This is a genomic window from Pacificimonas sp. ICDLI1SI03 (assembly GCF_054740865.1).
Map to the genome: position 1 here is coordinate 935,112 of NZ_JBSQAU010000001.1, position 26,411 is coordinate 961,522.

General features: G+C 60.1%; 25 protein-coding genes. 14 read left to right on the forward strand and 11 right to left on the reverse strand.

The genetic code is table 11. The features are described from left to right. Nucleotides 1–28: 28 nt before the first annotated feature. Nucleotides 29–1,186: a glutamine-hydrolyzing carbamoyl-phosphate synthase small subunit gene (gene carA, locus ACSMXM_RS04465; protein WP_460314317.1), complete on the reverse strand. Its 1,158-nt coding sequence runs from the start codon at nucleotides 1,184–1,186 to the stop codon at nucleotides 29–31. 137 nt (nucleotides 1,187–1,323) lie between these two features. On the opposite strand from carA, the gene ACSMXM_RS04470 reads away from it, so the two are divergent. The 3 genes from ACSMXM_RS04470 to rpoD are packed head-to-tail and all read left to right on the forward strand — an operon-like array spanning nucleotide 1,324 to nucleotide 5,752. After that, nucleotides 1,324–1,782: a GatB/YqeY domain-containing protein gene (locus ACSMXM_RS04470; RefSeq protein ID WP_460314319.1), complete on the forward strand. Its 459-nt coding sequence runs from the start codon at nucleotides 1,324–1,326 to the stop codon at nucleotides 1,780–1,782. 52 nt (nucleotides 1,783–1,834) lie between these two features. Further along, on the forward strand, nucleotides 1,835–3,706 hold the full coding sequence (gene dnaG / locus ACSMXM_RS04475) for a DNA primase (RefSeq protein WP_460314321.1): 1,872 nt from the start codon (nucleotides 1,835–1,837) through the stop codon (nucleotides 3,704–3,706). Between the two features lie 30 nt (nucleotides 3,707–3,736). Further along, nucleotides 3,737–5,752, forward strand: a complete 2,016-nt coding sequence (rpoD, locus tag ACSMXM_RS04480) for an RNA polymerase sigma factor RpoD (RefSeq protein ID WP_460314323.1) — start codon at nucleotides 3,737–3,739, stop codon at nucleotides 5,750–5,752. Nucleotides 5,753–5,813: 61 nt separating this feature from the next. Here rpoD and ACSMXM_RS04485 read toward each other — a convergent pair whose 3' ends face one another. Together ACSMXM_RS04485 and ACSMXM_RS04490 are read right to left on the reverse strand one after the other, a co-directional pair. After that, the gene (locus ACSMXM_RS04485) at nucleotides 5,814–7,544 is read right to left on the reverse strand and encodes a M20/M25/M40 family metallo-hydrolase (RefSeq protein ID WP_460314325.1); all 1,731 of its coding nucleotides are present in this window, start codon (nucleotides 7,542–7,544) and stop codon (nucleotides 5,814–5,816) included. A gap of 97 nt (nucleotides 7,545–7,641) precedes the next feature. Further along, a complete protein-coding gene (locus tag ACSMXM_RS04490) occupies nucleotides 7,642–7,734 on the reverse strand; it encodes a hypothetical protein (RefSeq protein ID WP_460314326.1) in 93 nt (30 codons plus the stop codon). Between ACSMXM_RS04490 and ACSMXM_RS04495 the strand changes: the two genes are divergently transcribed. From ACSMXM_RS04495 to ACSMXM_RS04505, 3 genes are all read left to right on the forward strand, one after another. Next, on the forward strand, nucleotides 7,698–8,396 hold the full coding sequence (locus tag ACSMXM_RS04495; protein WP_460314327.1) for a DUF6975 family protein: 699 nt from the start codon (nucleotides 7,698–7,700) through the stop codon (nucleotides 8,394–8,396). The two genes, ACSMXM_RS04490 and ACSMXM_RS04495, sit on opposite strands and share 37 nt — an antisense overlap. Before the next feature lie 107 nt (nucleotides 8,397–8,503). Beyond that, nucleotides 8,504–9,352 carry an AAA family ATPase gene (locus ACSMXM_RS04500; RefSeq protein WP_460314329.1) on the forward strand — a complete coding sequence of 283 codons (849 nt, stop codon included), beginning with the start codon at nucleotides 8,504–8,506 and terminating at the stop codon, nucleotides 9,350–9,352. 50 nt (nucleotides 9,353–9,402) lie between these two features. Next, on the forward strand, nucleotides 9,403–10,578 hold the full coding sequence (locus ACSMXM_RS04505) for a vWA domain-containing protein (protein ID WP_460314331.1): 1,176 nt from the start codon (nucleotides 9,403–9,405) through the stop codon (nucleotides 10,576–10,578). A 28-nt stretch (nucleotides 10,579–10,606) separates the two neighbouring features. Here the strand turns inward: ACSMXM_RS04505 and ACSMXM_RS04510 are convergent, their stop codons facing one another. Next, on the reverse strand, nucleotides 10,607–11,455 hold the full coding sequence (locus ACSMXM_RS04510; RefSeq protein ID WP_460314333.1) for a class I mannose-6-phosphate isomerase: 849 nt from the start codon (nucleotides 11,453–11,455) through the stop codon (nucleotides 10,607–10,609). A gap of 189 nt (nucleotides 11,456–11,644) precedes the next feature. Here ACSMXM_RS04510 and ACSMXM_RS04515 point away from each other — a divergent pair, with 189 nt between their 5' ends. Continuing rightward, nucleotides 11,645–12,343, forward strand: coding sequence for an extensin-like domain-containing protein (locus ACSMXM_RS04515; protein WP_460314335.1), 699 nt, complete (start codon nucleotides 11,645–11,647; stop codon nucleotides 12,341–12,343). Between the two features lie 6 nt (nucleotides 12,344–12,349). Here the strand turns inward: ACSMXM_RS04515 and ACSMXM_RS04520 are convergent, their stop codons facing one another. Then, on the reverse strand, nucleotides 12,350–12,577 hold the full coding sequence (locus tag ACSMXM_RS04520; RefSeq protein ID WP_460314337.1) for a hypothetical protein: 228 nt from the start codon (nucleotides 12,575–12,577) through the stop codon (nucleotides 12,350–12,352). 109 nt (nucleotides 12,578–12,686) lie between these two features. On the opposite strand from ACSMXM_RS04520, the gene ACSMXM_RS04525 reads away from it, so the two are divergent. After that, on the forward strand, nucleotides 12,687–13,325 hold the full coding sequence (locus ACSMXM_RS04525) for a hypothetical protein (RefSeq protein ID WP_460314339.1): 639 nt from the start codon (nucleotides 12,687–12,689) through the stop codon (nucleotides 13,323–13,325). Here the strand turns inward: ACSMXM_RS04525 and gp17 are convergent. Then, the gene (gene gp17 / locus ACSMXM_RS04530) at nucleotides 13,322–13,711 is read right to left on the reverse strand and encodes a tail completion protein gp17 (RefSeq protein ID WP_460314341.1); all 390 of its coding nucleotides are present in this window, start codon (nucleotides 13,709–13,711) and stop codon (nucleotides 13,322–13,324) included. The genes ACSMXM_RS04525 and gp17 overlap by 4 nt on opposite strands. A gap of 321 nt (nucleotides 13,712–14,032) precedes the next feature. On the opposite strand from gp17, the gene ACSMXM_RS04535 reads away from it, so the two are divergent. Further along, nucleotides 14,033–14,719 carry a S24 family peptidase gene (locus ACSMXM_RS04535; protein WP_460314343.1) on the forward strand — a complete coding sequence of 229 codons (687 nt, stop codon included), beginning with the start codon at nucleotides 14,033–14,035 and terminating at the stop codon, nucleotides 14,717–14,719. Between the two features lie 36 nt (nucleotides 14,720–14,755). Here ACSMXM_RS04535 and ACSMXM_RS04540 read toward each other — a convergent pair whose 3' ends face one another. Together ACSMXM_RS04540 and ACSMXM_RS04545 are read right to left on the reverse strand one after the other, a co-directional pair. Then, the gene (locus ACSMXM_RS04540) at nucleotides 14,756–15,001 is read right to left on the reverse strand and encodes a hypothetical protein (RefSeq protein ID WP_460314345.1); all 246 of its coding nucleotides are present in this window, start codon (nucleotides 14,999–15,001) and stop codon (nucleotides 14,756–14,758) included. Nucleotides 15,002–15,111: 110 nt separating this feature from the next. Continuing rightward, complete coding sequence (locus tag ACSMXM_RS04545) at nucleotides 15,112–16,083, reverse strand: bile acid:sodium symporter family protein (protein ID WP_460314347.1); 972 nt, start codon at nucleotides 16,081–16,083, stop codon at nucleotides 15,112–15,114. 167 nt (nucleotides 16,084–16,250) lie between these two features. Between ACSMXM_RS04545 and ACSMXM_RS04550 the strand changes: the two genes are divergently transcribed. The 3 genes from ACSMXM_RS04550 to ACSMXM_RS04560 are packed head-to-tail and all read left to right on the forward strand — an operon-like array spanning nucleotide 16,251 to nucleotide 19,386. Continuing rightward, complete coding sequence (locus tag ACSMXM_RS04550; protein ID WP_460314349.1) at nucleotides 16,251–17,582, forward strand: S41 family peptidase; 1,332 nt, start codon at nucleotides 16,251–16,253, stop codon at nucleotides 17,580–17,582. A gap of 3 nt (nucleotides 17,583–17,585) precedes the next feature. After that, entirely contained in the window at nucleotides 17,586–18,569 is a 984-nt protein-coding gene (locus ACSMXM_RS04555) for a divergent polysaccharide deacetylase family protein (protein WP_460314351.1), read from the forward strand. After that, nucleotides 18,541–19,386 carry a precorrin-2 dehydrogenase/sirohydrochlorin ferrochelatase family protein gene (locus ACSMXM_RS04560; protein ID WP_460314353.1) on the forward strand — a complete coding sequence of 282 codons (846 nt, stop codon included), beginning with the start codon at nucleotides 18,541–18,543 and terminating at the stop codon, nucleotides 19,384–19,386. Before ACSMXM_RS04555 ends, ACSMXM_RS04560 begins: the two co-directional genes overlap by 29 nt. A gap of 3 nt (nucleotides 19,387–19,389) precedes the next feature. Here ACSMXM_RS04560 and ACSMXM_RS04565 read toward each other — a convergent pair whose 3' ends face one another. Then, nucleotides 19,390–21,042 carry a putative bifunctional diguanylate cyclase/phosphodiesterase gene (locus ACSMXM_RS04565; protein ID WP_460314355.1) on the reverse strand — a complete coding sequence of 551 codons (1,653 nt, stop codon included), beginning with the start codon at nucleotides 21,040–21,042 and terminating at the stop codon, nucleotides 19,390–19,392. Nucleotides 21,043–21,192: 150 nt separating this feature from the next. Here ACSMXM_RS04565 and ACSMXM_RS04570 point away from each other — a divergent pair, with 150 nt between their 5' ends. After that, nucleotides 21,193–22,335 carry a phospholipase D-like domain-containing protein gene (locus ACSMXM_RS04570; protein ID WP_460314357.1) on the forward strand — a complete coding sequence of 381 codons (1,143 nt, stop codon included), beginning with the start codon at nucleotides 21,193–21,195 and terminating at the stop codon, nucleotides 22,333–22,335. Nucleotides 22,336–22,398: 63 nt separating this feature from the next. Here the strand turns inward: ACSMXM_RS04570 and ACSMXM_RS04575 are convergent, their stop codons facing one another. Together ACSMXM_RS04575 and polA are read right to left on the reverse strand one after the other, a co-directional pair. Next, nucleotides 22,399–22,692: a DUF3297 family protein gene (locus ACSMXM_RS04575; RefSeq protein ID WP_460314359.1), complete on the reverse strand. Its 294-nt coding sequence runs from the start codon at nucleotides 22,690–22,692 to the stop codon at nucleotides 22,399–22,401. Nucleotides 22,693–22,709: 17 nt separating this feature from the next. Further along, entirely contained in the window at nucleotides 22,710–25,505 is a 2,796-nt protein-coding gene (gene polA / locus ACSMXM_RS04580) for a DNA polymerase I (protein ID WP_460314361.1), read from the reverse strand. 226 nt (nucleotides 25,506–25,731) lie between these two features. On the opposite strand from polA, the gene ACSMXM_RS04585 reads away from it, so the two are divergent. Beyond that, entirely contained in the window at nucleotides 25,732–26,373 is a 642-nt protein-coding gene (locus ACSMXM_RS04585) for a PEP-CTERM sorting domain-containing protein (RefSeq protein WP_460314363.1), read from the forward strand. The last annotated feature ends 38 nt before the right edge of the window (nucleotides 26,374–26,411 follow it).

Consider the following 26,411-nt stretch of genomic DNA (forward strand, 5'->3'; position numbering starts at 1 on the left):
CAATGTCAATTCTGCTCGGGCCTGCAGGTCAAACCAACCCACCGACAAATTTCTCGAACAGATAGTCGCTGTCCATCGGACCGGGGCTGGCCTCCGGGTGATATTGCACACCAAATGCCTTTTTGCCGGTCAGTTCGATCCCGCACAGCGTGCCGTCGAACAGGCTGGTATGCGTCGACACCACGCCCTCCGGCAAAGAGTCGGCATCGACGGCGAAGCCATGGTTCATGCTGGTGATTTCCACGCGCCCGTCACTCAGTCGCTGCACGGGATGGTTCGCGCCCCTGTGGCCCTGGAACATCTTTGCGGTTTTTGCCCCTGCAGCGAGGCCGAGAAGCTGATGACCCAGGCAAATGCCAAAGACCGGCACGTCTGCATTCAATAGCTGCTTGATGACCGGCACGGCATATTCGCCTGTCGCTGCCGGATCGCCCGGACCGTTGGACAGGAAAACCCCCGCCGGTTCCAGCGCCATGATCTGCTCGAATGTCGCCTTTGCCGGAACTACCGTGACGCGCGCGCCGGCGTTCACCAGCCGACGTAGAATGTTCTTCTTCGTGCCATAATCTATCGCGACCACATGCGGGCCGTCACTGGGGCCGATGCCGAAGCCCTGGCCCAACTGCCAGGGGCCGTCGTTCCATCCGCCCGTTTCTTCGCGGGTCACGTCCTTCGCAAGGTCCAGCCCTTCCAGGCCGCTCCAGTCCCTTGCGGCGGCCAGCAGCGCGTCCATGTCGAACTTGCCATCCGGGGCATGGGCGATCACCGCATTGGGCGCCCCCTGCAGCCGAACCTTGCGTGTCAGCGCACGGGTGTCGACGCCGGAAATGCCGATGCGGCCGTTCTTCGCCAGCCAATCGTCGAACCGACCGACAGAACGGAAATTGGAGGGAGCAGTGACGTCCTCGCGCACGACGCAACCGATGGCGTGGGGGGTGTCCGCCTCCACATCCTCCTCGTTGACGCCGACATTGCCGATATGGGGAAAGGTGAAGGTCACGATCTGGCGCGCATAGCTGGGATCGGTCATGATCTCCTGATAGCCGGTCATCGCGGTGTTGAAGCAAACCTCCCCCACCGCATGACCCGCCGCGCCAAAGCCGCGACCCCAGATCACCTCTCCCGACGCCAGAATCAGCGCGCCCGTTGCTCCGGATGGGGGACGCGCAAAATCGTTTGTGGCCACGCCGGGGGCGCTCCTTCAGGGTTTAATCAGGCTGTAAGCTAAGTGGGCGTGCTACGCACCGGATGGATTCGCGTCAATTGCTGTTAAACGGCGTCCACCCGCATTATCTGGCGTGCGACGCATTCAGGAGAGACATTATGATCGCCGAAAAGGTGAAGACTGCCCAGATCGCCGCCATGAAATCGGGCGACAAGGACAGGGTGGCGGCCACGCGGGCCATTCTGGCCGCCATTAAGCAGAAGGAGATCGACGAGCGTCTCGAACGCGGCGGCGCCACTGACGAACTGGCGGCAGGCGTGCTGACAAAAATGGCGAAGCAGCGGCGCGAATCGATCGACATGTACGAAAAGGGCGGCCGCCAGGAACTCGCCGATGCCGAGCGTGACGAGTTGACCGTCATCGAGGAATTCATGCCCCAGATGATGGCCCCGGCAGAAGCGCAGGCGGAAGTTCGCAAGATCGTTGAAGAGCTTGGCGCCGAGGGACCGAAGGATATGGGCCGGGTCATGGCGGTGTTGAAGGAACGCTTCGCGGGACAGATCGACATGTCGCAGGCCAGCGCCATGGTGAAACAGGAACTGGCACCGCGCGGGTGACGACGGCACGTCAGGATAAGGTCGCAGCGGCGCCACTCGTTGCGGCATTGTCGTGACGATCCCGCCCGCCTTTCTGGAGCAGCTTCGCGCCCGCGTACCCCTCAGCGAGGTGGTCGGGCGGCGCGTCAAGCTGATCCGCGCGGGCCGGGAAATGAAGGCATGTTGTCCCTTCCACAACGAAAACACGCCCAGTTTCTATGTGAACGACGACAAGGCATTCTATCATTGCTTTGGCTGCGGCGCCCATGGGGACGTCATCGAATTCCTGATGGAACAGGGTGGGCAGGATTTTCGCGGAGCCGTTGAGGAACTGGCCGGCATGGCAGGACTCGACCTGCCAGAAGAGAGCCCGGAACAGCGGGAGCGGGCAAAGGCCGCCAAGGGGCTCCACGATGTCGCCGCCATGGCAGAGGAATGGTTTCGAAAAAAACTCGGTTCGATCGAAGGAAAGGATGCCCGCGCCTATGTCGAGCGGCGCGCACTGACCCCCGAAACCGTCTCGACCTTCGGAATAGGTTTCGCACCGGACAGTCGCGGCGCGCTTGCCAATGCAATCGACGCGCCTGTGGAAAAGCTGGTCGCGGCGGGCCTTTTGGTTCAGCCGGACGACACCGCACGCGATTCCTATGACCGGTTTCGTGGTCGGCTGATGTTTCCCATCCATGACATGCGCGGCAGAACCGTTGGTTTCGGCGGGCGCATTCTGGGTCAGGGGGAGCCGAAATATCTCAACTCCCCCGACGGACCTTTGTTCGACAAGGGGCGCCTTCTTTACAATCTCAACCGCGCTGCTCTGCCCGCGCGGAAATCCGGTCGGCTGGTTATTGTCGAGGGATATATGGACGTCATCGCACTGGCACAGGCGGGCCTTCCAGAGGCGGTGGCCCCCATGGGCACCGCCATGACAGAGGCGCAAATGCAATTGGCGTGGCGAACGGTGCCGGAACCCGTGCTTTGCTTTGATGGCGATGCAGCGGGCGTTCGGGCATCGCATCGTGCGGCGCTGAGGGCATTGCCGCTGCTGGAGCCGGGCAGGTCGCTTCGCTTTGCCCTGCTACCGCAAGGCAAGGACCCGGACGATCTGATGCGCGCGGAGGGCCTGAGGGCCTTTGAGACCTTGATCGACGGGGCGGCCACGCTGATCGATCATCTGTGGCAAATGGAAACCGAGGGGGTGGATCTGACCACGCCAGAGCGCCGCGCGGCCGTTCGCCAGCAACTTGGTGAACATGCTTCAGCGATCCAGGATGGCAGCGTTCAGCAGCTGTACCGCAGCGAATTCAAAACAAGATTCGACGCTCTTTTCGTGGCGCGAAGCGGTTTCCGGCCCGATGCGAAACGGGCGCCATGGGCACGCACGCAGGTCGGCGCCTCCGCGGGTGTCAGGCAATCGGCCGAGCGCTCCCCCCACCAGCGCGAGATCAACGCAATCCTGGTTGGCCTGCTTACCTTTCCGCAGCTTGTCGACACTTGTGGAGAGGCGGTGGCGCAGCTGCACATCGCCGATCCCGAACATGCGCGCCTTCGCGCGGCCATTTTTCGTGCTGTTTCAGGCAATCCGGCGCTTGACAAATCGCAGCTGGCTACCGACTTGACATCCAGAGGGCTCGGTCACCTCGCGGAACAGGTCACGGTATCGAACCGGTTGGACTTTTCATTCACGCGATCCCGGACGCCCAGTGCCCGTGCGGCAGAAGACTTGGCTTGTGTGGCCGGCCATCTTATGGCGCTGGCTCACATTGAGCTTGAGGAAGCGGATCTGCGCGCGCGCTATGACACGCTTTCTCAAGAAGAATTCGACCGCCGCAGCGCGCTCACCTATGAGAAGCTGCGGATCGAGGACGAACTAAGGGCACTCGCGCTGGGCAGGCGTATCGAGGCCGAGGAAGCTGCAGCAGCAGTTGAGGCGGCATCACAGAATTGATTTCTCAAGACGGTTTTGGATCGAGAACATATGGCAACGGCGGCAAAGAACAGGGAAGCGGACGACGGCACACCCCTTATCGACATGAATGATTCGGGTGTAAAAAAGCTGATCGCCGCGGCGAAGAAGCGCGGATGGATCACCTATGAGCAGCTGAATGAAGCGCTGCCGCAGGATCAGATGTCGTCGGAACAAATCGAGGACGTGATGGCTGCCCTCAGCGAAATGGGGATCAACGTCACCGAATCGGACGAGGTCGAAGAGGATGACGGCACCCCTGCCCCCGCCGACATGAAGACCAAGGACGATGGCACTACGCCGGAAAAATTCGTCGCGTCCCGTTCCAAGGAAAAACTAGACCGAACCGACGACCCTGTTCGCATGTATTTGCGGGAAATGGGCGCCGTAGAGCTCCTGTCCCGCGAAGGCGAGATCGCTATCGCGAAGCGTATCGAGGCCGGGCGCGACATGATGATCGTCGGCTTGTGCGAAAGCCCGCTGACCTTCTCCACAATCATTTATTGGGCCGAGGCCGTGAAGGCCGGTGAGATGCAGCTGCGCGAGATCCTGGATCTCGACACAATGCTCAACCAGGGCCCCACCGACGAGGAAGTCAAATCGGGCGGCAGCGAAAGCGATCTGCCCAAGGGCGTCGAACTTAAGGAAGACGACGACGCGGTCGAGAACGAATCCGCCGACGATGATGATGACGAGGACAATCTTGGGCCCCGGTCGGCAAAATCCGCATCCAAGGATTCTGACGATGATGACGATGCCAACGTCTTGTCCCTGGCCCAGATGGAAGAGCAGCTGACGCCGCAGGCGCTGGCTCAATTCGACGAAATCCAGAACGTATATGCGAAATTCGCAAAGCTGCAGGATGCCCGCCTTGAGGCGATGCACGCCGGCGAAGATTACGACACCAAACTGGAAACCAAATATCAGAAGCTACGCGCCGACCTGACCGACAAGGTCGAGGCCGTTTTCTTCAACAATGCCAAGATCGAATTCCTGGTCGAGCAGCTTTACAGCTACAATAAGCGCCTGATGTCGCTGGGCGGCCAGATGCTGCGGTTGGCGGAGCGGTACAAGATTCCGCGTCGCGATTTTCTGGAAACCTATGTCGGCAACGAGCTTGATGAAAACTGGCTGGACGAGGTGAAGTCGCGCGGTCCGAAATGGGCCAGCTTTGCCGAGGGCGAGACGCAAGCGGTTGAGAATATTCGCATTCAGGTTACTGACATTGCGGCCCAGACGGGCGTTTCGCTGAACGAATTCCGTCGCATCGTGAACATGGTGCAAAAGGCGGAGCGCGAAGCGCGCATTGCCAAGAAGGAGATGGTCGAGGCGAATCTGCGCCTGGTGATCTCCATCGCCAAGAAATACACCAATCGCGGGCTGCAGTTCCTCGACCTCATTCAGGAAGGCAATATCGGCCTGATGAAGGCGGTGGATAAGTTCGAATATCGCCGCGGGTACAAGTTCTCCACCTATGCGACCTGGTGGATTCGCCAGGCGATCACACGCTCGATCGCCGATCAGGCGCGCACCATCCGTATTCCCGTGCACATGATCGAAACGATCAACAAGCTGGTGCGTACCAGTCGCCAGTTCCTGCACGAATTTGGGCGGGAGCCGACGCCGGAGGAAATGGCCGAGCGCCTCGGCATGCCGCTCGACAAGGTGCGCAAGGTGATGAAGATCGCCAAGGAGCCGATCAGCCTTGAAACGCCGATCGGTGACGAGGAAGATTCCCAGCTGGGCGACTTTATCGAGGACAAGAACGCGATCATTCCGGTGGATGCGGCCGTTCACGCCAATCTTAAGGAAACCGTTACGCGCGTCCTCGCTTCCCTGACCCCGCGCGAGGAGCGCGTGCTTCGCATGCGCTTCGGCATCGGCATGAACACGGATCATACGCTGGAGGAAGTCGGCCAGCAGTTCAGTGTGACCCGCGAGCGTATTCGTCAGATTGAGGCAAAGGCGCTGCGCAAGCTTAAGCATCCCAGCCGCAGCCGCAAGATGCGCAGCTTCCTGGACGTATAGATCCGGTCATGGGCTGGGGCCCGCTTGGGCGGCCCCTGCCCCACCGCCCCTCCGATCGAGCTCAGTCGGCGCCGGGAACGTATCCCTCCAGGCTGTAGACCGCTGCTGAGGCAGCGATGGGATCAAGCCGCACCCAAAACGCAATGGCCAGCGCGACGAGAAATAGCATTGCTGCGATCGGGAATGTCAGTCTGCGGGACAAGGATTGTCCGGCGATGGCAGGCCACAAGCTGACGGCTGCGGCGAACAGCGGCAGTGCTGCCACATAGGGATGGTCTTGTCCCACAGCCTGGAAAAGCTGATGGCCGAACATAAACATATATCCTGTCACCAGAATTGCTGCGACCGAGGCTGCGGCCCGCCCCGCTCTCCCGTCAAACAAGAAGGTACCCACCATACCGATACCGGTGAGCAGCACGGTCAGGACCAGCGGGTATGCTGCGGTTGGCGCCAATATCTTGGCAAGCAACGTGACCAGCATCAGCGGCACGGCCGCCCCGACGCACACCGCCGCCGCTATCTGACGCCGCCCGGAGAAAGTGCCTGTAATTGCCAGAAAGCAGGCGCTGCAGATCAGCAACGCCTGCACCTCCAGCCGTGGTATCGCGGCCAACCGATCATAATAATTGGTCGCCCCACCGGCGCCGGACAGCAGGTTCGCGCCATATAGTGCCGCGGCGGCCAGATGCGGCAGCGCGATGCCAGCGCTCAGGCCGCGCAGCAGATCCCGTACCGAAGCTCCCCCCGCCGCGATCCCCGCATAGCAGCCTATGCCGATGGCCAGCATGATCCACCCGAATACCGGCGCGTATGTCACCATGAAGAGTCCGAACGCGTCGAAGAAAACCACATCGGGCATCGGGGCGGGCAACGGCTCGCCGCCGCTCAGCGAGCGGACCAAATCTAGTGTCTGATCACCCATGTCCTGCAGAGAACCCCGGTCCAGCCGATCGGGCGTCGCGAAGGGTGAATGATAGAGGCCGGGCCGGCCGATAAATGCCAGATTATAGGCCGCATAACCCTTCTGAAAGGCCGGAGTGAGATCGGTATTGTTCGGCAGAACACGATAGATGAACACGCTGAGCGACGTCCCCGCCGGGCGCTTCACGGCATCGGCGAAGCGTTCCGCCGTGGCCCCATTTGCCTGGGAAGTCTCGAAAAGCGAGACACGACCGCCGCCACCGCGCGCCTCCATGTTGACGATGGCACCAATGCGCGCACTCAATGGATGGTCTCGGAAAAAGCCCCGTGCCCCAATAAGGCCGGCCTCTTCGGCATCGGTCAGCAGCACGATTATGTCTCTCTGTGGGATACCCCTTGCGTTTACCGCGCGCAGGATCTCCAGAATGGCGGCAACACCTGTTGCATCGTCGGATGCACCCGGTGATCCCGGCACGCTGTCATAGTGCGCCATCAATGCCACCGCAGGCAGGCTGCGATCCCGCCCTGCTAAGACGCCGAGCACATTTACTGCCTCCGCAGGTGCGCGCCCCTTGCCCAGCCAGGTTTCAAGGCCCTCAACAGCGTCGTCGTCGAGCGTGATCCGGGGAGTCGTTACGGTCAGGCCCAGATCGCCCAGTCTGCCGACAAGATACGCGCGCACCCTATCGTTTTCAGCGCTGCCGCTGGGGTGAGGCGCCCTCGCTATCTCGCGCACGTCATTCATCGCCCGCTCAGCCGAAAAATCGTTCGCGGGTGCATCCGCCGCCACTGGCGATGGCGGCGTCGTTCCGATGATCGCAAGAGCGACCGCAGCGGCCAGTATCAGCAGCAATTTCAACCAGGCCGCCATTCTACACCCCCAATGTCGCCACTGATATCGGCTCTCACCCGGGATCTTGCGCGGAAGGCGCCGTAAAGACAACTCAGCCAAGCGCGTCAGAAGTCTCTTAACGGTTCGTAAGGCGGCACGGCGTATATTCCCGCCACGACCCTCGTGAGGAACATGATGCTCGCACCCGCACCTTCTGCCCTACGGCCAATCGAAGCCGCCGACGTGCGTGACCTGCTCGGCATCGTGCAGGCATCACTGACAACGGCACGCGCGCCGCTGCATTCTACCGTCGAGGGCGATAATAGCGAACCGGATGCGCTGGTCGCCGACGTCGCGCATTTCCTGACCATCATACATGGTGAACTGCCAGGCCTGATGGACCTTGTGGCGAAAGAGGTTCCGGCATTCCGGCTGCCGCTACAGCCTGCCATCGCCGCGTTTCAGGATGACAGGCAATGGCTCACCTCCCTGTGCCTCGAAAGCGGCCCCCGCAGGGATCGTCGTGGCCTGACGGAGGCGGAGACGGTCGTACGCGGTCTGCGCGAGGCCATGCTGACACTGGCGCGTTCCAGTCGAGAAGGATGCGCGGTCGGCGCCGTTCTTGCTTTCCTTTCCGATTGGCCCGGGCTTCGCTCAACACTGAATGACGCCGGCAGGCTTGCCTTCGCGGCGCGTTGGCCCGCCGCCAGGCCGGGCACATGGCCCACCGACGTCATGGCGGCGTGCACAGCCTCGGCCGACCCACTTTATCAGGATCGCTCCGGTGCCCGGGCAATTGCCTTCGGCGCTCAGCAATTCTCGCTGTTCCACGCGCAGCTATTCGAAATGATCGCAGCGCGGGCGAAGGCCCGCCACCTCGGCGCCCGCTAAACCCCCGCCAGGCGACAAGGCGCTCATCCCGGTAAAAGCGACTGGTTGCCCCTGGGTCCAGCGGGCTTTAGCGTGTCCCCATTCTCCCTCGATAAGGATGATTCAGGATGCGTTTCGACGGCACGCGGGATTATGTTGCCACCGAAGATTTGAAAGTTGCCGTCAATGCCGCCGCGACGCTTCGGCGCCCCCTTCTGATCAAGGGCGAACCCGGCACCGGCAAGACCGTGCTGGCGACCGAGGTGGCAAAGGCAATGGGCGCGCCGCTGATCGAATGGCACATCAAATCCACGACAAAGGCGCAGCAGGGCCTCTACGAATATGACGCCGTTTCCCGGCTGCGCGACAGCCAGTTGGGCGACGAGCGTGTGCACGACATTTCCAACTACATAAAACGCGGCAAATTGTGGGAAGCCTTCACCGCCGAGCAGACCCCGATTTTGCTGGTGGACGAGATCGACAAGGCGGACATCGAGTTTCCGAACGACCTGCTGCAGGAACTCGATCGCATGGAGTTCTTCGTTTACGAAACCGGCGAAACAATCAGGGCGAAGGAACGCCCGATCATCATCATCACGTCGAACAATGAGAAGGAATTGCCCGACGCATTTCTGCGCCGCTGCTTCTTCCATTATATCCAGTTTCCTGACGCCGAGACGATGCAGGAAATCATCGACGTACACTTCCCCGACATCCAGAAGGAATTGGTGAAAGAGGCGCTGTCGATCTTTTTCGATATGCGCGAAGTGCCCGGCCTGAAGAAAAAGCCCTCGACCAGCGAACTTCTCGACTGGCTGAAACTCCTGATGCACGAAGACCTGCCGCTGGAGGTATTGAAATCGCGCGATCCCAAGAAGCTGATCCCGCCGCTACATGGCGCGCTCCTGAAAAACGAGCAGGACGTGATGCTGTTCGAAAAGCTCGCCTTCATCAATCGGCGCGAAGGGCGGCAATAGCGATCAAGCGAAGGAATTAGACAAACGAATTTAGCGCCGGACACTCATCCATGTTTCTAAACTTCTTCACAGAATTACGGGCGGCGCGGATTCCCGTATCTCTAAAGGAGCATCTGACGCTGTTGGAGGCGCTGAAGTCCGACGTGATCGGCAAGCGCGTGGAGGAGTTCTATTATCTGTCCCGTTCCACCTATGTGAAGGACGAGGCGATGCTGGATCGTTTCGACCAGGTCTTTGGCAAGGTGTTCAACGGACTGGAGACGAGTTTCGATCAGGAAGCCGCCGAAGTTCCGGACGAATGGTTGAAGCAACTCGCGGAGGCAGTTTTCTCGGAAGAAGAGATGAAGGCCATTGAGGAAAAGGGCTTCGACGAGATCATGGAGGAGTTGAAGAAGCGCCTCGATGAGCAGGAAGGGCGCCACGAGGGCGGCAATAAGTGGATCGGAACGGGAGGCAAATCGTCCTTCGGCAATTCCGGTTATAATCCTGCCGGCGTTCGTATCGGTGGCAAGGGCGGCCAGGGCCGCGCAATCAAGGTGTGGGAAAAGCGCGCCTTCAAGGATCTGAACGACGATGTCGAAATCGGCACGCGTAACATCAAGGTCGCGCTGCGCCGATTGAGGAAGTTCGCGCGCGATGGCGCGCAGGAAGAACTCGATCTGGATTCGACCATCCGCGGCACCGCGAACAAGGGCTACCTGGACATTGTGATGCGCCCGGAGCGGCGTAACGCTGTAAAAGTGCTGATCTTCTTTGATATTGGCGGATCAATGGATGGGCACATTCGTACCTGCGAAGAATTGTTCAGCGCCGCGTCTTCAGAATTCAAGAACATGGAATATTTCTATTTCCACAACATGCCCTACGAGGCGGTGTGGAAGGACAATAGGCGCCGCTGGTCGGAGCGTATCCCCACCTTCGACATTCTGCACAAATACCCGCACGACTATAAGCTGATCTTCGTCGGCGACGCCTCCATGAGCCCCTATGAAGTCAGCTATCCCGGCGGCAGCGTGGAACATTGGAACGAAGAAGCGGGCGAAGTCTGGCTGCGCCGGATGACCGACGTCTATCACAGCGCGGTCTGGTTAAATCCGATCCCGGAAAAGCACTGGCAATATGGCCAATCGGTGCAGATGATTAAGACACTGATGGAAAACCGCATGTACCCGCTGACCCTCGGCGGCATCGAGGAGGCGATGAGGACCCTGACCCGGTCGCACTAAGTGATCGGATCATCTGCTGCGAGACCGATCAACTGCCCGGCAGCAAGCCCAGGGCGACGCTTTCGCCCTCATAAGAGACCAGAATGTCGGCATCGTCCGACAAATTTATGGTCGTGGGGCCGGTCAGGTACAGCACCTCCCCCGCATCGGCCGCGACCCCATCCGACGAAACAGAGCCCGCCACCACGGTCAGCCAAACCGGTCGCCCCGCCTCCGGCGCGACAGCTTGATCGCCGCGACGTAACAGCCGCTCGACGACGAACTTCTTCCCCTCGCAAAGGACCGTTCGCCCCGGCGAAACAAGCCGAGAATGGTCCTCTATGCTGAACGGCTTCGCCTCCGCGACCGCCACGCCCTCGTCAAGATGCAGTTCCCGGGGTCGTCCATAATCATAGAGCCGATAGGTCAGATCGACATTCTGCTGCACCTCGATCAGCGTCACGCCGGGGCCGATGGCGTGGACCGTGCCGGCAGGCGAATATATGAACTGACCGGCCTTGGCAGGCTTCCAGTCGATCAAATCCTCTATCGATCCATCTAGCGCGGCGGCGCGCAACTCTTCCGAGGTTAATGGCCGGGTCGTGCCGATTCCCACCGTCGCATTCGGCTTTGCATCGAGGATCAGCCATGCCTCCTCCTTGCCGCGCGCATGGCCCGCTGCGCGCGCTGCTGCGTCGTCGGGGTGCACCTGCACACTCAGCTTTTCGCTGGTGAACAGATATTTGATCAGCAGCTCGGCGTCCGAACCGTCCGGCATCTGGTACCATATCTCGCCCAGCTTTTCGTCGCTGTCCGGTACATCGGGAAAGAAGGGCTGCAAATCGCGGCGACCCCACACCTTGTCGACACGGTGGGTAGTGAGTTTGGTGACGGACATTGCTGAATCTCCGGTGGAAAGGCCACTTCACGCGGCCTCTACGCGATTAGCTGAAATTTACGAACGGGTCATTCCTGGCATGTGAGGTCCTTATAATCCCTGCTAGATGCCAGCAAACGTTCAAGGATGAGCTATTTCGCCACGGCATCTATCCCTGACAGGCCAGCCGATTAAGGTGCGGATTTGCGTATGCGTACCGTCATTCACCTCCTTCTCTTTGCCCTGCTGATCGTCGGCGCATGGCAGGCAAAGATTTACGCAGAACGCGAATTCCCCGAGGACCTACCGTGGACACCTCTTGTTATCGAGCAGTCCGTCGGGGCGGCGACGCAGACGAAAATCTCGCAACTCGCCGGCGACAAGCCAAGATGTCTGGCGCTCTTTTCGGAAAGCGAACTCTCCGTAGTTCCGCGCGACGACGAACGCGTGAATGAAACCTGCGCACAGGTCGACTCGGTCAGCCTGGAGCAGATGACCGCAGGCTATGCCCCCGGAACGGTACGGCTCGCATGTCCTTTGGCCGCTGCGCTCGCCATTTGGGAAACAAACTTCGTGCAGCCTGCGGCCGAACGAACGCTGGGCAGCGCGGTTGCGCGGATAGATCATCTTGGCACTTATAGCTGCCGCCGGATGTACGGCGCGGCAGAGGGCCGCTGGTCGAAACACGCAACGGCCGAGGCAATCGATATTGCCGGGTTCAGGCTGGAGGACGGACGGCGGATTTCGCTCATCGAGGACTGGGGGGCAGACTCGGACGCGGGGGCGTTCCTGGAAGAAATCCGGACCGGAGCGTGCGATATCTTCGGCACGCTTCTCGGCCCGGATTACAATGCCGCTCATCGCGACCATTTTCACTTGGAGGCGACAGGCTTCGGGACCTGCCGCTAGCCAAAGCTAGGCATTCGTTGAAGGGGGTGCCTTTTTCGGGTCCTTTGGCTGGGGCTGCGTCTCTGATGGCACGTCGCTCGCTGGATAGGTTTCTTCCAGACCCTCTTCCAATTGCGCTTCATCGTCGTCCAGCTTTTCTGGAACATGATCCGCATCCTGCGCGGGGCGCATTTTTGAAGGAGTCGTCGGTGGCGTGTCAGCCTTCGTTCCTGCGGTTTTATTCTGTTCGGTCATTCTGACGGTCCCTTCTTGATGTTTCCGCGTCAACCGATGAGCGTGCGCGGCGTTCCCCTTGCAGCCGCTGTCTTATACAACTAAATCACCAGCAGAGGAGAACGGCGCCATGACAAAGCTCAAAGACGATCATTCCGACAAGAAGAAATCGAAGCGGAAACGCGACCGGGACGAGATGGAGCTTGAGCGCGCATTGGCAAAGGCTGAAAAAAAGCTGGCGAAAGCGGAGGCCGCGTTGGCAGCGACGAGACATGATGCCGCCGGGGCAGACCCTGGTGAGACCGGAAAAGAAACCTTCGCAGAGGAAAAGGCACCGAGGCCCGGTCTTCCGCCGGAACTCTCTCAACTTTTGAAGGCCACCGGCAAGAGCTGGCAAGGCAAGGTAGAAGCCTCCCTTGCCCTATGGCTGGATGAGGCCAGTCTCGCTCTGCGGAAAGACGGCCTCGATGGTCTTTCCAACGTTCTGAAAGCAAAGACTGGCCGGGCCAAACTGAACGTCACCTCCGGTGCTTCCGAGGCGCGCATCGAATCCGCCGTCCGCACTGCCGTCGACGGTATCGGTCGGGATATTGCCGGAGCAGCCCTTGCAGCGGCCTTTGCCACATTCACCGCCGGTAAGGGCGCTGCACCCGGCGAAGGAAAAGCCGCCGGGAAGAGTGAAAACCCCGATAAGCCGAAAGGCAGTGAGGGCGGAGGTCCCGTCGCTACGCAGGCGCCGGAACGCGACATGGAAAACAGCAACTCTTAATCCAGAACGCTGAGAGCGGTAAATTCCAGCAGGCTGATTGCATTTCCTTTCCCGTCGACGCTTTTGTCGGTGTTCGTTCTCACGATCTCGATCAAAGTTCCTCCGCCGAATTCAAGATCCGCTGCGGAAAGATCGCCTTCGACAGCGGCGGCAAGTGCATCCACGTCGGCCTCCCGCCCGCTGATCGAAAGGCAGATACGGTGCTGCGTTCCTTCAAACGTGGCGCTTGCCCAGGGTGAGGAGGTGACATCGACCACATCCATGACAGGAAAGTTCCTATCTCCACCGCGCGAGCGGGTGATTATGTGGCCGTCTCTGGATCGATCGGGTACGCTGCGAAGCACGGATGCGATAGACGCTGGTACGATTTTGCGGCGTCGCACCATTACTCCCCCTGCCCCGCCTGGCTTTCGACCGCGCTGAGATAAGTGAGTAATTTCTTTTCAGTGTGTGGCCTTAGTTCACGTCCGCGGCGAATATCGGCAATCAGCCGGGGATCCCCCAGTGCCTCCCTACCAATGCGCGTTGCGCTGACACCTGTTTGCTCGATGCACCGATTTATGAGCGTTAAAAGAGTCATTGTGTTCTCCTATTATCGTAGGCACATAATGATCCCATCCCAAATCCTACATTGAAAGGGGAAAAACGATCGCGTTGATTATGTTCCTTTTTTGTTCTAATGTGGCGCAGCGAATCGGGAGTGAAATGTGAACGACTCGACCATGGTCAGGGAGCGCCTGGACGCGCTGATCCGCGCTGGCGGCGGCGATTACACGTCCTTGTCGCGTCTATTGGGACGCAATCCTGCTTATATTCAGCAATTTATAAAGCGCGGCGTACCGCGCAAACTGGATGAAGAGGACCGGCGCAGGCTGGCAGCGCATTTCGACGTCCCTGAGTGGCAGCTGGGCGGGCCGCGCAGCTTTGCCGGGCGCGCCGTTCGGGCCGGCGAAGCGCATAGCGCGGACGATTATGTTCTGGTGCCGTATTTCGCTGCCATCGGTGCGTCCGCAGGTGCCGGTGCGCTGACGGAGGAGGAGGAAGCGGCAGAAAGCTCCCTCGCGTTCCAGGATCGGTGGGTCAGAAGCATTTCGTCGAGCGGCCCTGAACTGTTGTCGGTCATTAAGGTTCAGGGAGATTCCATGTTGCCCACGCTGGGCGACGGAGATCCGATCCTCGTCGACCGGGGCGATGGCGTCGATCGGCTGCGGGACGGAATTTACGTCATGCGGACCGAAGATACGCTGATCGTAAAGCGTGTGACGCGCAGCCCCGCATCGCGCAATATACGCATCACCAGCGACAATAATATGTATCCGGACGTCGGCGATTGCTCACCCGACAGTGTCGACATCATCGGTCGCGTGATCTGGGTGGGGCGGAAGCTGAGGTAGCGTCCGGCAGGCCGGGCTTGCCCATCCGGGCGCCTGTCATCCGGCTTGTACGGGACTCCTCAATCGTGCCCACCCGGCGCTTGCTTGTCGCTCTGCCTCCTCGAAGCGGCGACGCTCGATATATCCGTTAAGACGAACGCCAAAGCCCACGGCAAGGAAGCAATTCAGCGCAACAGAGGGCGGGCCCCACGCATAGGTGGCAACGCCCGTCACGACGCATATGAGAGTAAGTATCGGGAAGGCGCGGCAGTAGAATGCGTCGCCCGTGGTAAAGCCGGTCATATCCAAATCTCGATCAACGTGCCCCTGATCGCCGCTAACTAAGCACCGACAAGGTTAATTCCGCGTCAGGGAACAAGGTAAACGCCGCCGATTGTCATGAGGATTTGTCCTCAAAAAGAGCGCATATTGCCGTCCCGCAGAAGCCGCGAAGAGAGAATAGCGGCGAGCACCAGCTGCGCCTGATGATAAATCATCAAGGGCAACAGCAATTCACCCGCCGCCGATGCCGCGAACAACAGGCTGGCCATGGGCGCTCCGGCGGCGAGAGATTTCTGCGTGCCGCAAAACAGCATCGTTACGCGCTGATCGCGCGGAAGGCGCACCGATACCAGCCAGGCAAGTGCGTTCATAACCGCCAGTAGGACCAGGCAAATTGCAATCAGCATGAAAAGGCTGACGGGCCCCAGCTTCGTCCATATCCCCTGCAGCACCGCGGCGGAGAATGCCGTATAGACAATCAGGACGATCGCACTCTTGTCTGCCAGCCCCAGCAGCCTTTTTCGCTTGGCGGCCCAATCGGCCAACCAGCGCCGCGACAGATGCCCAAGCAGAAACGGCGCCAGCAGCAGCGCGACGACCTTCATCGTCCCGTCGGCGCCCATCCCCGCCCCATTTGCCCCCAGCAGCACACCCACTAAAAGCGGGGTCAGCCCAACGCCCAGAATGTTCGACGTCGCCGCCGATGCGACACCCGCTGCCACATCGCCTTTGGCGACGGCGATGAAAGCGACCGACGACTGGATCGTCGACGGTACCAGCGAAAGATACAGTAAACCAGCCGCAATTCCCGCTGGCAGCCAATATGTCGCTACACCGGAAATCAGCAGGCCGACGATCGGAAACAGAACGAACGTCAGCACCAGGATCAGGCCATGCAGGCGCCAGTTGGTTACCGCGCGACGGATGGCGTCGAACGGCAGCCGTACGCCGTGAAAGAAGAACATGAACATGATCAAGGCGTAAGCGAGAATGTCCATCGCATCGGCGAGCGCACCGGAAACCGGCAGCAGCGAGGCGGCGACCACCGCGCTGGCCAGCGTCATGACGAAGGGATCTAACTTCGGAATGTCAGCTTCCTTCACTTAGGGCTGATGGACGACGGCAGCAGTTCGACAGTGCGGCGGACAGCCGCACTGTTCCGACATGGACCAAGGGGACGGTCGATAAACCGACGTAAGAGGCTATGTCACGTTCATCCTTCTCCTGTTATAAGCAGAGCCTGTATTTTTCCGGAGGCTAATTCGCCGCTATGAAACACCGCATCCTCTATGCGTTCCTGCCCATTGGCATGGCCGCGCTCGTGCCCACTCAAACGAGTGTACAGGCCGCCAATACATCATCCGAAACTTTCCGGCAGCTGGACCAGCTGATGGATATCTTCGAACGCGTGCGTACCGAATATGTTGATGAGGTGACGGAGGAGCAGCTGATCGAAGGCGCGATTGACGGCATGCTGGCCAGCCTTGATCCGCACTCCAGCTTTCTCGCGGCCAGCGACTTCGACCGCATGCGGACGCAGACCGACGGTGAATATGGCGGCCTCGGCATGTCCGTTTCCCTGGAGGAGGGCGTCGTCAAGATCATCGCGCCCATGGACGACACGCCGGCTCAAAAAGCCGGGATCAAGGCGGGCGACTACATCACCCATATCGACGACGAGCTGATCTACGGTCTTTCGCTGGAGGAGGCCATCGAACTTATGAAGGGTCCGCCGGGAACCCCCGTCAGCATGACGATCGTCCGTCAGGGCGAGGAAGAACCCCTGGAGCTGACCCTGACCCGCGCGATCATCGAATTGAAGCCGGTGAAATGGGAAACGCAGGACAATGTTGGCGTCATCCGCATTTCAACCTTCAACAAGCAGACCGGCCCGGCCACGCGCGACGCCATCGACGCGATCGAGAAGGAACTGGGCGACAATCTGCTGGGCTTCATCGTCGATCTGCGGTCCAATCCGGGTGGACTGCTCGATCAGGCCATAGAGGTCAGCGACGCATTCATGGACGATGGTGGAGAGATCGTTTCCCAGCGCGGCCGCGGCAAGGATAATATACAGCGCTATTTCGCGCGAGATGAGGACATGACCGATGGAAAGCCAGTGATCGTTCTTGTCGACGAGGGGTCGGCTTCGGCTTCGGAGATCGTCGCGGGAGCGCTGCAGGATCATCGCCGCGCGCTCATCCTTGGGGCACGCAGCTTCGGCAAGGGTTCGGTGCAGTCGCTTATCCCGCTGTCGACAGACACGGCCCTGCGCCTCACCACCGCGCGCTATTATACCCCGTCCGGCCGATCGGTTCAGGAAGCGGGCATCGAACCCGACATCATCGTGCCGCAATTGTCGGACGAACATGTTCGCGACCGCCGCGTCGTGCGCGAAAGCGACCTTCGCCGCGCACTTCGTAACGAGAAGCTGGACGATGACAGCGTGATCGAGAGCGACGACAAGGACAATCCGCGGTTCGATGTCAGCGCCGAGGAATTGGAAAAGCAAGGCGTTGAGGATTATCAGTTGGACTATGCGGTGAAGATGCTCGGCCGACTGGGCGGCGCTGAGGTAAAGACGGCCAGCGCGGAACGCTGACCCTTGCCCGCACGCCGTTCACCTGCGCCCGGACGCGTGGCCCTGATCGTGCTGGGCGGCGGAATATTGTTTGCCGGTTTATCCGCGTTGTTCGTGCAATTGTTGCAGCCCTTCCCTCTCACCGCTTCGGAAGGTGCAGGGTCGCGTGACTTTCTCGCTTCGAATGAAGAGGCGCCGGTGCCAGATGTGCAGTCAGATGCAGGCCCCCGCGCTTTAGACCAAAACGCCGTTAGCCAAGGCACGCGCGCAGCCGCTGGCACGTCGGCACCGGCGGCGGACCCCATGGCAGAACCTCTGCCCGAGGGCGCGCTGGTTGCTATCGTGATGACTGAACTCGGTCCCGATGCGGCCGCCTCTCGCCGCGCCATCGAAGATCTGCCGGAGGGCGTCACATTAACCTTCTCGCCTTATGCAGAAGTGTCGCCAAACCTCGCCGTGAAAGCACATGCGGACGGTCACGAGGTTTTCGTGTCAGTCCCTATGGAGCCACAGCGTTATCCGCGCATCAATCCGGGTGAGAACACCCTGCTGCGGAATTCAGGCGCTTCGGAAAATCTCGAGCGACTGGCATGGGCGCTTGACCGGTTCGACGACATGGACGGAACGACCGGAATGATGGGCAGTGCCTTTACCCAGGATGCAGCGGCGCTGCGGCCTGTCATGAAGGCGCTTCACATGCGCGGCCTGACCTATATCGATGCCCGTGCATCGGCGCGCAGCGTCGCTGCCGAGACTGCGCGCGACGCTGGCGTACCCGCGCAGTCAAATGACCGGTTTCTGGACGAGCCGGCGACTTCCGCCAATATAGAGACGAACTTGTCTGCATTGTTCGCCACGGCAAAGCGCCGTGGCTATGCCATTGGCTATGCACGCCCCACCGCCGCGACGATAGATGCGCTGTCAGATATTGACGCGCGCGCCGAGCAGGCAGGCATAAGCCTGGTGGGGGCATCCCGGCTTGCGCGCGGATTGCAGGATCAGCCATGAAGCGCGCCGCTGGCGATACGGCCAGACGCTGAACGGTCAGGTGCAGGCGCTTCCCATCTTCGTTACCGTGCGCGATCGCCCCGTCCTGATGCGCGGCGATGGCGATGGCGCGGGCCCCAAACGGCGCCTGCTGGAGCTTGCGGGTGCGCTTATCGTGGACGAACCTACCCCCGCGACCAGACTGGCGGTACTCGCCATCGACGATCCGGAGGAAGCTGCCGAGGCGGCGGCGAAACTGCGTGACCAGGGCCTGCTCGTGAATGTCGTCGACAAGCCAGCGTTGTGCGACTTCAGTTTCCCCGCGATTGTCGATCGGGCGCCCGTTACCGTGGCCATCGCAACGAACGGCGCATCTGCAACCCTTTCAAAGGCCGTCCGCGAACGGCTGGAGGCCTTGTTGCCCTCTACCTTGGGCGCGGTTGCCGCTGCGGTGAAGGCGGCGCGACCTGCGGTAAACGCACACCTTACCACCGCTTCCGCCCGGCGCCGCTTCTGGGACGCATTGATGGCACCCGGCGCCGCGCTGGACCCGCTGGCCCCTGTCACGGATCCTGCCGCCGCAATCATGGGCCACCTGGCGGGTGAAACCGGTGCAGCCCCCACCCCATATTCCCTGAAGCCGCTGTCCGACGATCCCGACGATCTCACCTTGCGTGATCTCAGGCATTTGTCGCAGGCAGATCGGATCTATGTGCAGGACGGAGCCAGCCGACTGATCGCCGAACGCGCGCGCCGCGACGCGGAGGTCGTGCACTTTTCCTCCGACACGGATATCCAGCCCACAGGCAGGTGCGTCATTCTCTATCGACGGATTTGAGCGTCAGGCGGCGGCCTTTTCTCCCACCGTCCAGGCGATGAACTGCTCTTCGGTCATGGGGCGTGCGAGACCATAGCCCTGCATGGTGTCGCAGCCCATGATGGTCAGCACGTCCTGCTGGATGGTAGACTCAACTCCTTCCGCAACGCTTTGATAGCCGAGGCCCCGCACCAGGCCGATAATGGCCTGCACAATGGTCCGGGCGCTGCCCGACACCCCGATGTCACGTACAAGCGACCGATCGATCTTTACGCGATCGATGGGCAGCGTTTTCAAACGCGCCAGATTGGAATAACCGGTGCCGAAATCGTCGACGGCGATGCTGATTCCCAGGGAGCGCAGATAGGCCAGTTTAGGGGCAATATCTGACAGATCCTCCATCACGAGGGATTCCGTAATCTCGATCTCCAGGCGCCGTGGATGAACCCCATGTTTCGTCAAGGCATTTTCAACAAACTCGAGGAAATCCGGGGCCTCCATCTGTCGCAGGGACACATTGACCGACAGCCGGAAATCGGGGCCGATACCGTGCAGGCGACCGATCATCGCCAGCGATTCCTCCAGCACCCAGCAACCGACATCCAGAATCATGCCCGTATCTTCGGCAACGGCGATAAATTCAGCCGGCGACAGCAGGCCACGCTCTGGATGGTTCCAGCGGATCAGCGCCTCGGCACCGCTCATCTCGCCCGACTGACAATCGATCTGCGGTTGCAGATGCAGGACGAACTGCCCCGCTTCCGATGCCCCGCGCAGGCAGGTTTCCAGATCCAGCCGCTGGCGGGCGTCCTCATGCATCGTCGGTTCAAAGGTCTGCGCCCGGTTTCGCCCCAACGCCTTTGCGCGGTACATGGCGGCGTCAGCATTTCGCATCAGAATGTCGAAATTGTCGCCGTCTCTTGGCGCCTTGCAAATGCCGATACTGGCGCCGATCGTCAGTTGATGTTCGCCGATACGAAACGGGGCGTGCAGCGCCTGTAATATGTTTTCCGCCACCTCCTCCGCCGCGTCTACGCCCGCCATCCCGGGCAGCAGGATGGTAAACTCATCCCCCGCAAACCTGGCAAAGATGGCATCCTCCTGCGTCAGCAATTTTCTGGTGCGGCGCGTGAACGCACGCAGCAGTTCATCGCCCATGGCATGCCCCAGGCTGTCATTGACAGATTTGAACCGGTCAAGGTCAAGGAACAGCAGTGCGCACCCCTCCCCGTCCTGGCAGGGCAGATATTTGCTTGCTAGGTCAACGAAGTGAAGCCGGTTCGGCAGGCGGGTGACTGTGTCGGTCCAGGCGGCACCCATCATCTGCACGTAGGAACGACCGATGCGCTGAACCGCCCGGTCAATCGCTGCGGTCATTTCCGGCAGGATCTTGCGCGTGCCGGCACGGAATTCCGGTGGGTGGATTTTACGGCCCGCATCTCTGATGATGCCCTCGATATCTTCGACGGCACCGCTCATTCGTTGCGACCATTTCCCGATGATCAGGTAGGACGCTATTGCCGCAGAGAGGCCAGTGGCCCCCAGCCCTGCCAAGACAGACCAATAGGCAATAGAGGGGTTCGCCGGCGCGTCAGCCATTACTGCCGCGGTGAAGACAGCCGCCAGGAATATGCCCTGCAGCAACAACAGGCGGAGTTTCAGCCACTTTGCGAACACCAGCTATTGTCCCGTAAGCCCCCCTTGTGGAAAACCCGTGGATCGGCCTTTCCTCCGCCCGCTCTTCGTCCTTATGAGTAAAGAAGCAGTTAGTCTCAACGACCGGAAAGCGCAGCAATGGATGTTTCGGGCCGAAAAGGCGAAGCCACTTTGCACGCGGATCAAGAGAACTCCGCGCATGAACGTCAGGACGATGCGCTGCGACTGCTGCACGACGGCCCGGCCGCTTATGATGCGCTGATCGAGTTGATCGAGGGCGCTCGCGAAAGCCTGAAGCTGCTATTCTACACATTCGCCAGCGATAAATGCGGGAAGCGTGTGCTGGAGGCTCTCGTCGCTGCGCAAAGACGCGGCGTTGCGGTCGAATTGGCCGTCGACGATTTCGGTAGCCTGGAGACCGACGACGATTTCTTCGCGCCGCTTGATGATGCCGGCGCACGCTTCAACGAGTTTCAGAGTCACTTGCTACGCGCCTACCTCCTCAGAAATCATCAAAAGGTCGCTATCGCGGACGGGGCACGCGGGATCGTCGGCAGCTTCAACGTCGCAGACCCTCATCTTCTGGGAGAGGAGAGCGGCTGGCGAGATATTGGCGTCTATATCGAAGGCCCGGCGGTTGGGCGGCTGGCGGTCTATTACGACCGGCTGATGAAGTGGATGTGTTCGGAAAAACCACGAACGCGCGAGTTGCGCGAGATCTTGGAGGATTGCAACGAAACCTCGGGCAAGGTGCGCTGGATTCTTGGCGGGCCGGCACGAGGCGACAATCATTACGTTCAGGCGATCGAAGGCGCTTTTCGGGAAAGCAACGCCGTCGACATGATCATGGCCTATTTCTCACCCCCCGGCCACGTCCTGAAAGCCGTTCGCGCCCTGGCAGCGCGGGGCAGGTTAAGGCTGATCGCAGCCGGAAAAACAGACGTAGGCATTTCCCGCCTGGCTGGGTGGCACACGTTCGGCCGTCTTTTGAAATCGGGCGCCGAGGTTTGGGAATACCAGCCGTGCAAATTGCACACGAAACTGATCGTTACAGACGACGCCGTCTTCATCGGCAGCGGCAATTTCGACGTGCGCAGCCTTTATGTGAATCTGGAAATCATGCTTCGCGTTGAAAATGCCGATTTTCGCAAGCAGGTTTGCGACATGTTCGACGAGGAACTAAAGGAATCCACGCGCGTCGACATGCAATTATACAAGTCGCGCGATAGCCTCCTGCGGCGCGCGATCTGGGGTGTCAGTTACTGGGTGATGGTATGGCTGGACCGCAGGCTCTCGCGCTTCTTTGCGCAATAGCCCCTTGTCAAAGTCGTAAAGGCACCCGCGACCAGCCTTTGGTCACCACGGCCCTCCAACCGCCTAACTCTCGTAATAGGGCTCGACCGTGCCTTTCAACTTTATGGTCATCGGATTGCCCTTGCGATCGCGGCTGTTGCCGGCGGCCACTTTGATCCAGCCTTCCGACACGCAATATTCCTCTACATTGTGCTTCTCCACCCCATTGAAGCGGATGCCGATGCCACGCTGCAGATGCTCCGGTTCATAATGATCGCTGCCCGGGCTGACCGACAGGCGGTCCGGCGGCGTGTCCGTCTGGGCGGCGGTTTCCGCCCCCGTCTCTGCTGCGGTCTCGATTTCGCTGTCTTCGGTCATCTTACTCTCCTGTCCTGTCAGTGCGCCTCGCCCCAGGTCGTGCCGGTGCCGACGTCAACCACCAAGGGGACATCCAGCTCCAGCACGGGGGCACAGGCCGTTTCCATCGTCTTCGCGATAATCTTGCCGGCCGCTTCTGCATCGCGTTCCGGAACCTCGAATACCAGTTCGTCATGCACCTGCAACAGCATCTGCGCGCTTTCCAGCCCCGCTTCGGCCAAGGCAGGTTCGATGCGCACCATGGCGCGGCGAATAATATCCGCGGCCGTTCCCTGAATGGGCGCATTGATCGCCGCGCGCTCGGCAAAGCCCCTCTCATTCTGGCGAGCGGACTTGATGAAGGGCGTATGTGTGCGGCGCCCGAACAGGGTTTCAACATATCCCTTTTCGCGCGCATGCAGCTTCGTTTCGTTCATATAGGCTTTAATGCCGGGAAAGCGTTCGAAATACCGCTCGATATAAGCTGCCGCCTCTGACCGTTCGATGCCGAGATTGCGCGCCAGTCCAAAGGCTGAAATACCATATATGATGCCGAAATTGATCGCCTTGGCCTGTCGCCGGATCAAGGGCTGCATGCCCTCCACCGGCACTCCGAACATCTCGCTCGCCGTCAGGGCGTGAATGTCGATCCCGTCTGCAAACGCCTGTTTCAGTTGCGGTATGTCCGCAATGCAGGCCAGCAGCCGCAGCTCGATCTGGCTATAGTCCGCCGCCAGCAGAACCTTGCCGTCTTCTGCGACGAAGGTTTCGCGGATCTTTGCGCCCTCCTCCGTCCGAATGGGAATGTTCTGCAGGTTCGGATCGGACGAGGACAGCCGCCCTGTCGTGGTCGCGGCCATCTGAAAACAGGTGTGAACGCGATTTGTGTCCGGATTGATCGCCGCCACCAGCGCGTCGGCGTAGGTTGACTTCAGCTTCGACAATTGGCGCCAGTCGACGATCTTCTGCGCGATGCCGACGCCCTCGGCCGCCAGACGCTCTAGAACATCAACGTCTGTTGAGTACGCACCGGTCTTTGACGACTTCTTGCCACCCTCCAGGCCCATTTCACCGAACAGGATTTCTCCCAATTGCTTGGGTGAGCCGACGTTGAACTCCCGGCCGGCGAGCTCGTAAATTTCCTTCTCGAAACCCGTCATCCGCTCCGCATAGTCCGTGCTGAGGCGGGACAGGGCCGCGCGGTTCACGGCAATGCCGCGCCGTTCCATACGCGCGATTACGGGAACGAGGGGGCGTTCCAGACGCTCGTAAACCTTCGTCAGGCGCTCTCGCCACAAGCGGGGTTTCCAGGCGCGATGCAGGCGCAGTGCCACGTCCGCGTCCTCGGCGGCATATTCGGTCGCGCGGTCCAGCGGCACCTTGTCGAAGGTCACTGCTGATTTTCCGCTTCCTGCGACGTCCTTGAATTTCAGGGTGGTATGATCGAATTCGCGTTTCGCGGCAGCATCCAGGCCGTGGGCACCGCCGATATGGCGTCCAGCCTCCAGCGCATATCCGATCAGCATCGTGTCCTCGACCGGCGACAGTTCCACGCCCTCCCGGTTCAATAGGACAAGCATGTCATATTTCAGATTATGACCGATTTTCAGGACCGATGGGTCCTCAAGCAGCGGTTTCAGCCGGGCGAGCGCGTCCGCCTTGGCAATTTGCTTCGGCGCCTCCCCCAGCAATCCCTCATCGGACACATGGGCGATGGGGATATAACATGCCTTGCCCGGCGCAACGGCGAGGGAAAGCCCGACGAGTTGCGCCCGCATGGCGTTCAGATCGTTCGTCTCTATGTCGAAACCCACCTGCCCCGCCTCGCGCGCGGCAGCGATCCAAGCGTCCAGCGCTTCCACGGTTGTCACGGTTTCATAGGCACCAAGGTCGAATGGCACCTGCTCGACCCGCACCGGCGCCTCGGGAGAGGCAGGCTTTGGCGTTCCGGCGGACCTGACGCCCAGCTTTGCCAGCATGGTCTTGAAGCCGTGATGTTCCAGGAATTCCTGTAACGGCCCCGCGGCGGGTTCGGCAAGCGCCAGCGCGTCAAGCGGCTGGGATAATTGCCAGTCGCAATAAAGCTCTACCAGCTTGCGGGAAATGCGAATGTCCTCGACGGAATTCTGTATGTTCTCCCTCAGCTTGTTTTGCTTGATATTGTCGGCATTGGCGATGACGCCTTCGACGTCGCCATATTCCACGATCAGTTTTGCCGCCGTCTTCGGACCGACGCCCTTCACCCCGGGAATATTGTCGACACTGTCGCCCATCAGCGCCAGCAATTCGCCGATCTTCGCCGGCGGCACGCCGAACTTCTCTTCGACCTCCGCAGGGCCGATGCGGGCATTCTTCATGGTATCAAGCATGTCGACATTCTCGCCGTCGACCAGCTGCATCAAATCCTTGTCGGACGATACGATGGTGGTTTTCCACCCTGCCCTTGTCGCGGCATGGGCGTAGCAGACGATGATATCGTCGGCTTCGATACCCTCCTGCTCGATACAAGGCACGGAAAAGGCGCGCACCGCATCGCGGATGATGGGAAACTGGGGGACCAGGTCTTCGGGCGGATCGGGCCGCTGCGCCTTGTAATTCGCATACATGTCATTGCGAAAAGACCGCGACGAATGGTCCAGGATAACCGCCATATGGGTCGGCCCGTCGGCATCGTTCAGCTCGTCGATCAGCTTCCACAGCATGGACGTAAAGCCGTAGACCGCCCCTGTCGGCTGCCCATGCTTGTTCGTCAGGGGCGGCAGACGGTGATAGGCACGAAAAATATAGCCCGAACCGTCGACCAGATAGAGATGGTTTTGCTTTGAGGTCGCCATGTCAGGTCCCTAGCCGCCCGGCGGGAACTACCCAAGAGCGAAAGTCGGGGTGGAGACCGTCGGAATTCTTAACACATTTTAAACTTTCGAATTGGCTGGTCAGGAAATTTGTCATAAATTCTTCTGATTACGGATTTGGCATGCGTCGTGCATGGCGTCACCCGGCAGCAGTGTTTCGCTGAACTCATCCCCAGTTTCATACGAATACAAAACCGGGAGCATCATCGTGACCAAAAAAATCCTTCCTTTTCTGCTTGCATCTGCGATTGCCGTGCCAGCAGCCGCCGTTCCTGTGGAAATCGGCAGTTTCGACGTAGATACCCAGTCTTCCGATCCGGGTCTCGTTATTCAGACGGCGCCACTCGCAACTCCTCTGCCATATTTTGTTGGCAACCTCGCACAGGGTGAAAGCACAGTTGTCGAACTCTTTGGTATCTGGACCGACGAAAGCTCGATCAGCCTCGACGATTACTTGCCTGGCAGCGCCTCTTTTAGCATTACGCTGAGCCAGCCAGGTGGTTCGGGTAGTATTGGTGGCACAAGCCTCGCCATAACGATCCCGTTTTTGTTTTCCGAAGGCGTCCTGACGTGGGACAACAACGGCATTTTTGATATTGCTTACGGTAATGGTGGCATAATCCAGGTCGACCTGACCGATGCAACGTTCAACCGGCAGGCTTGCAGTGGCTTCTTCAACCTCAATTGCGGTGAGCTCAACGAGGGTGAACTATTTGGCGATATCGTCGACGGCAAGTTTACCAATCTAATCGACGGCGGTCCGCTCGAACTGGTTCCCGCGCCTGGGGCGCTTGGTCTCCTCGGCGTTGGCCTTCTTGGCCTCGGCGCGGCTCGCCGACGGCGCGCATAAGTGGCTTTTTAGTGGCCAAAAAGGGCGGCTCCTTCGGG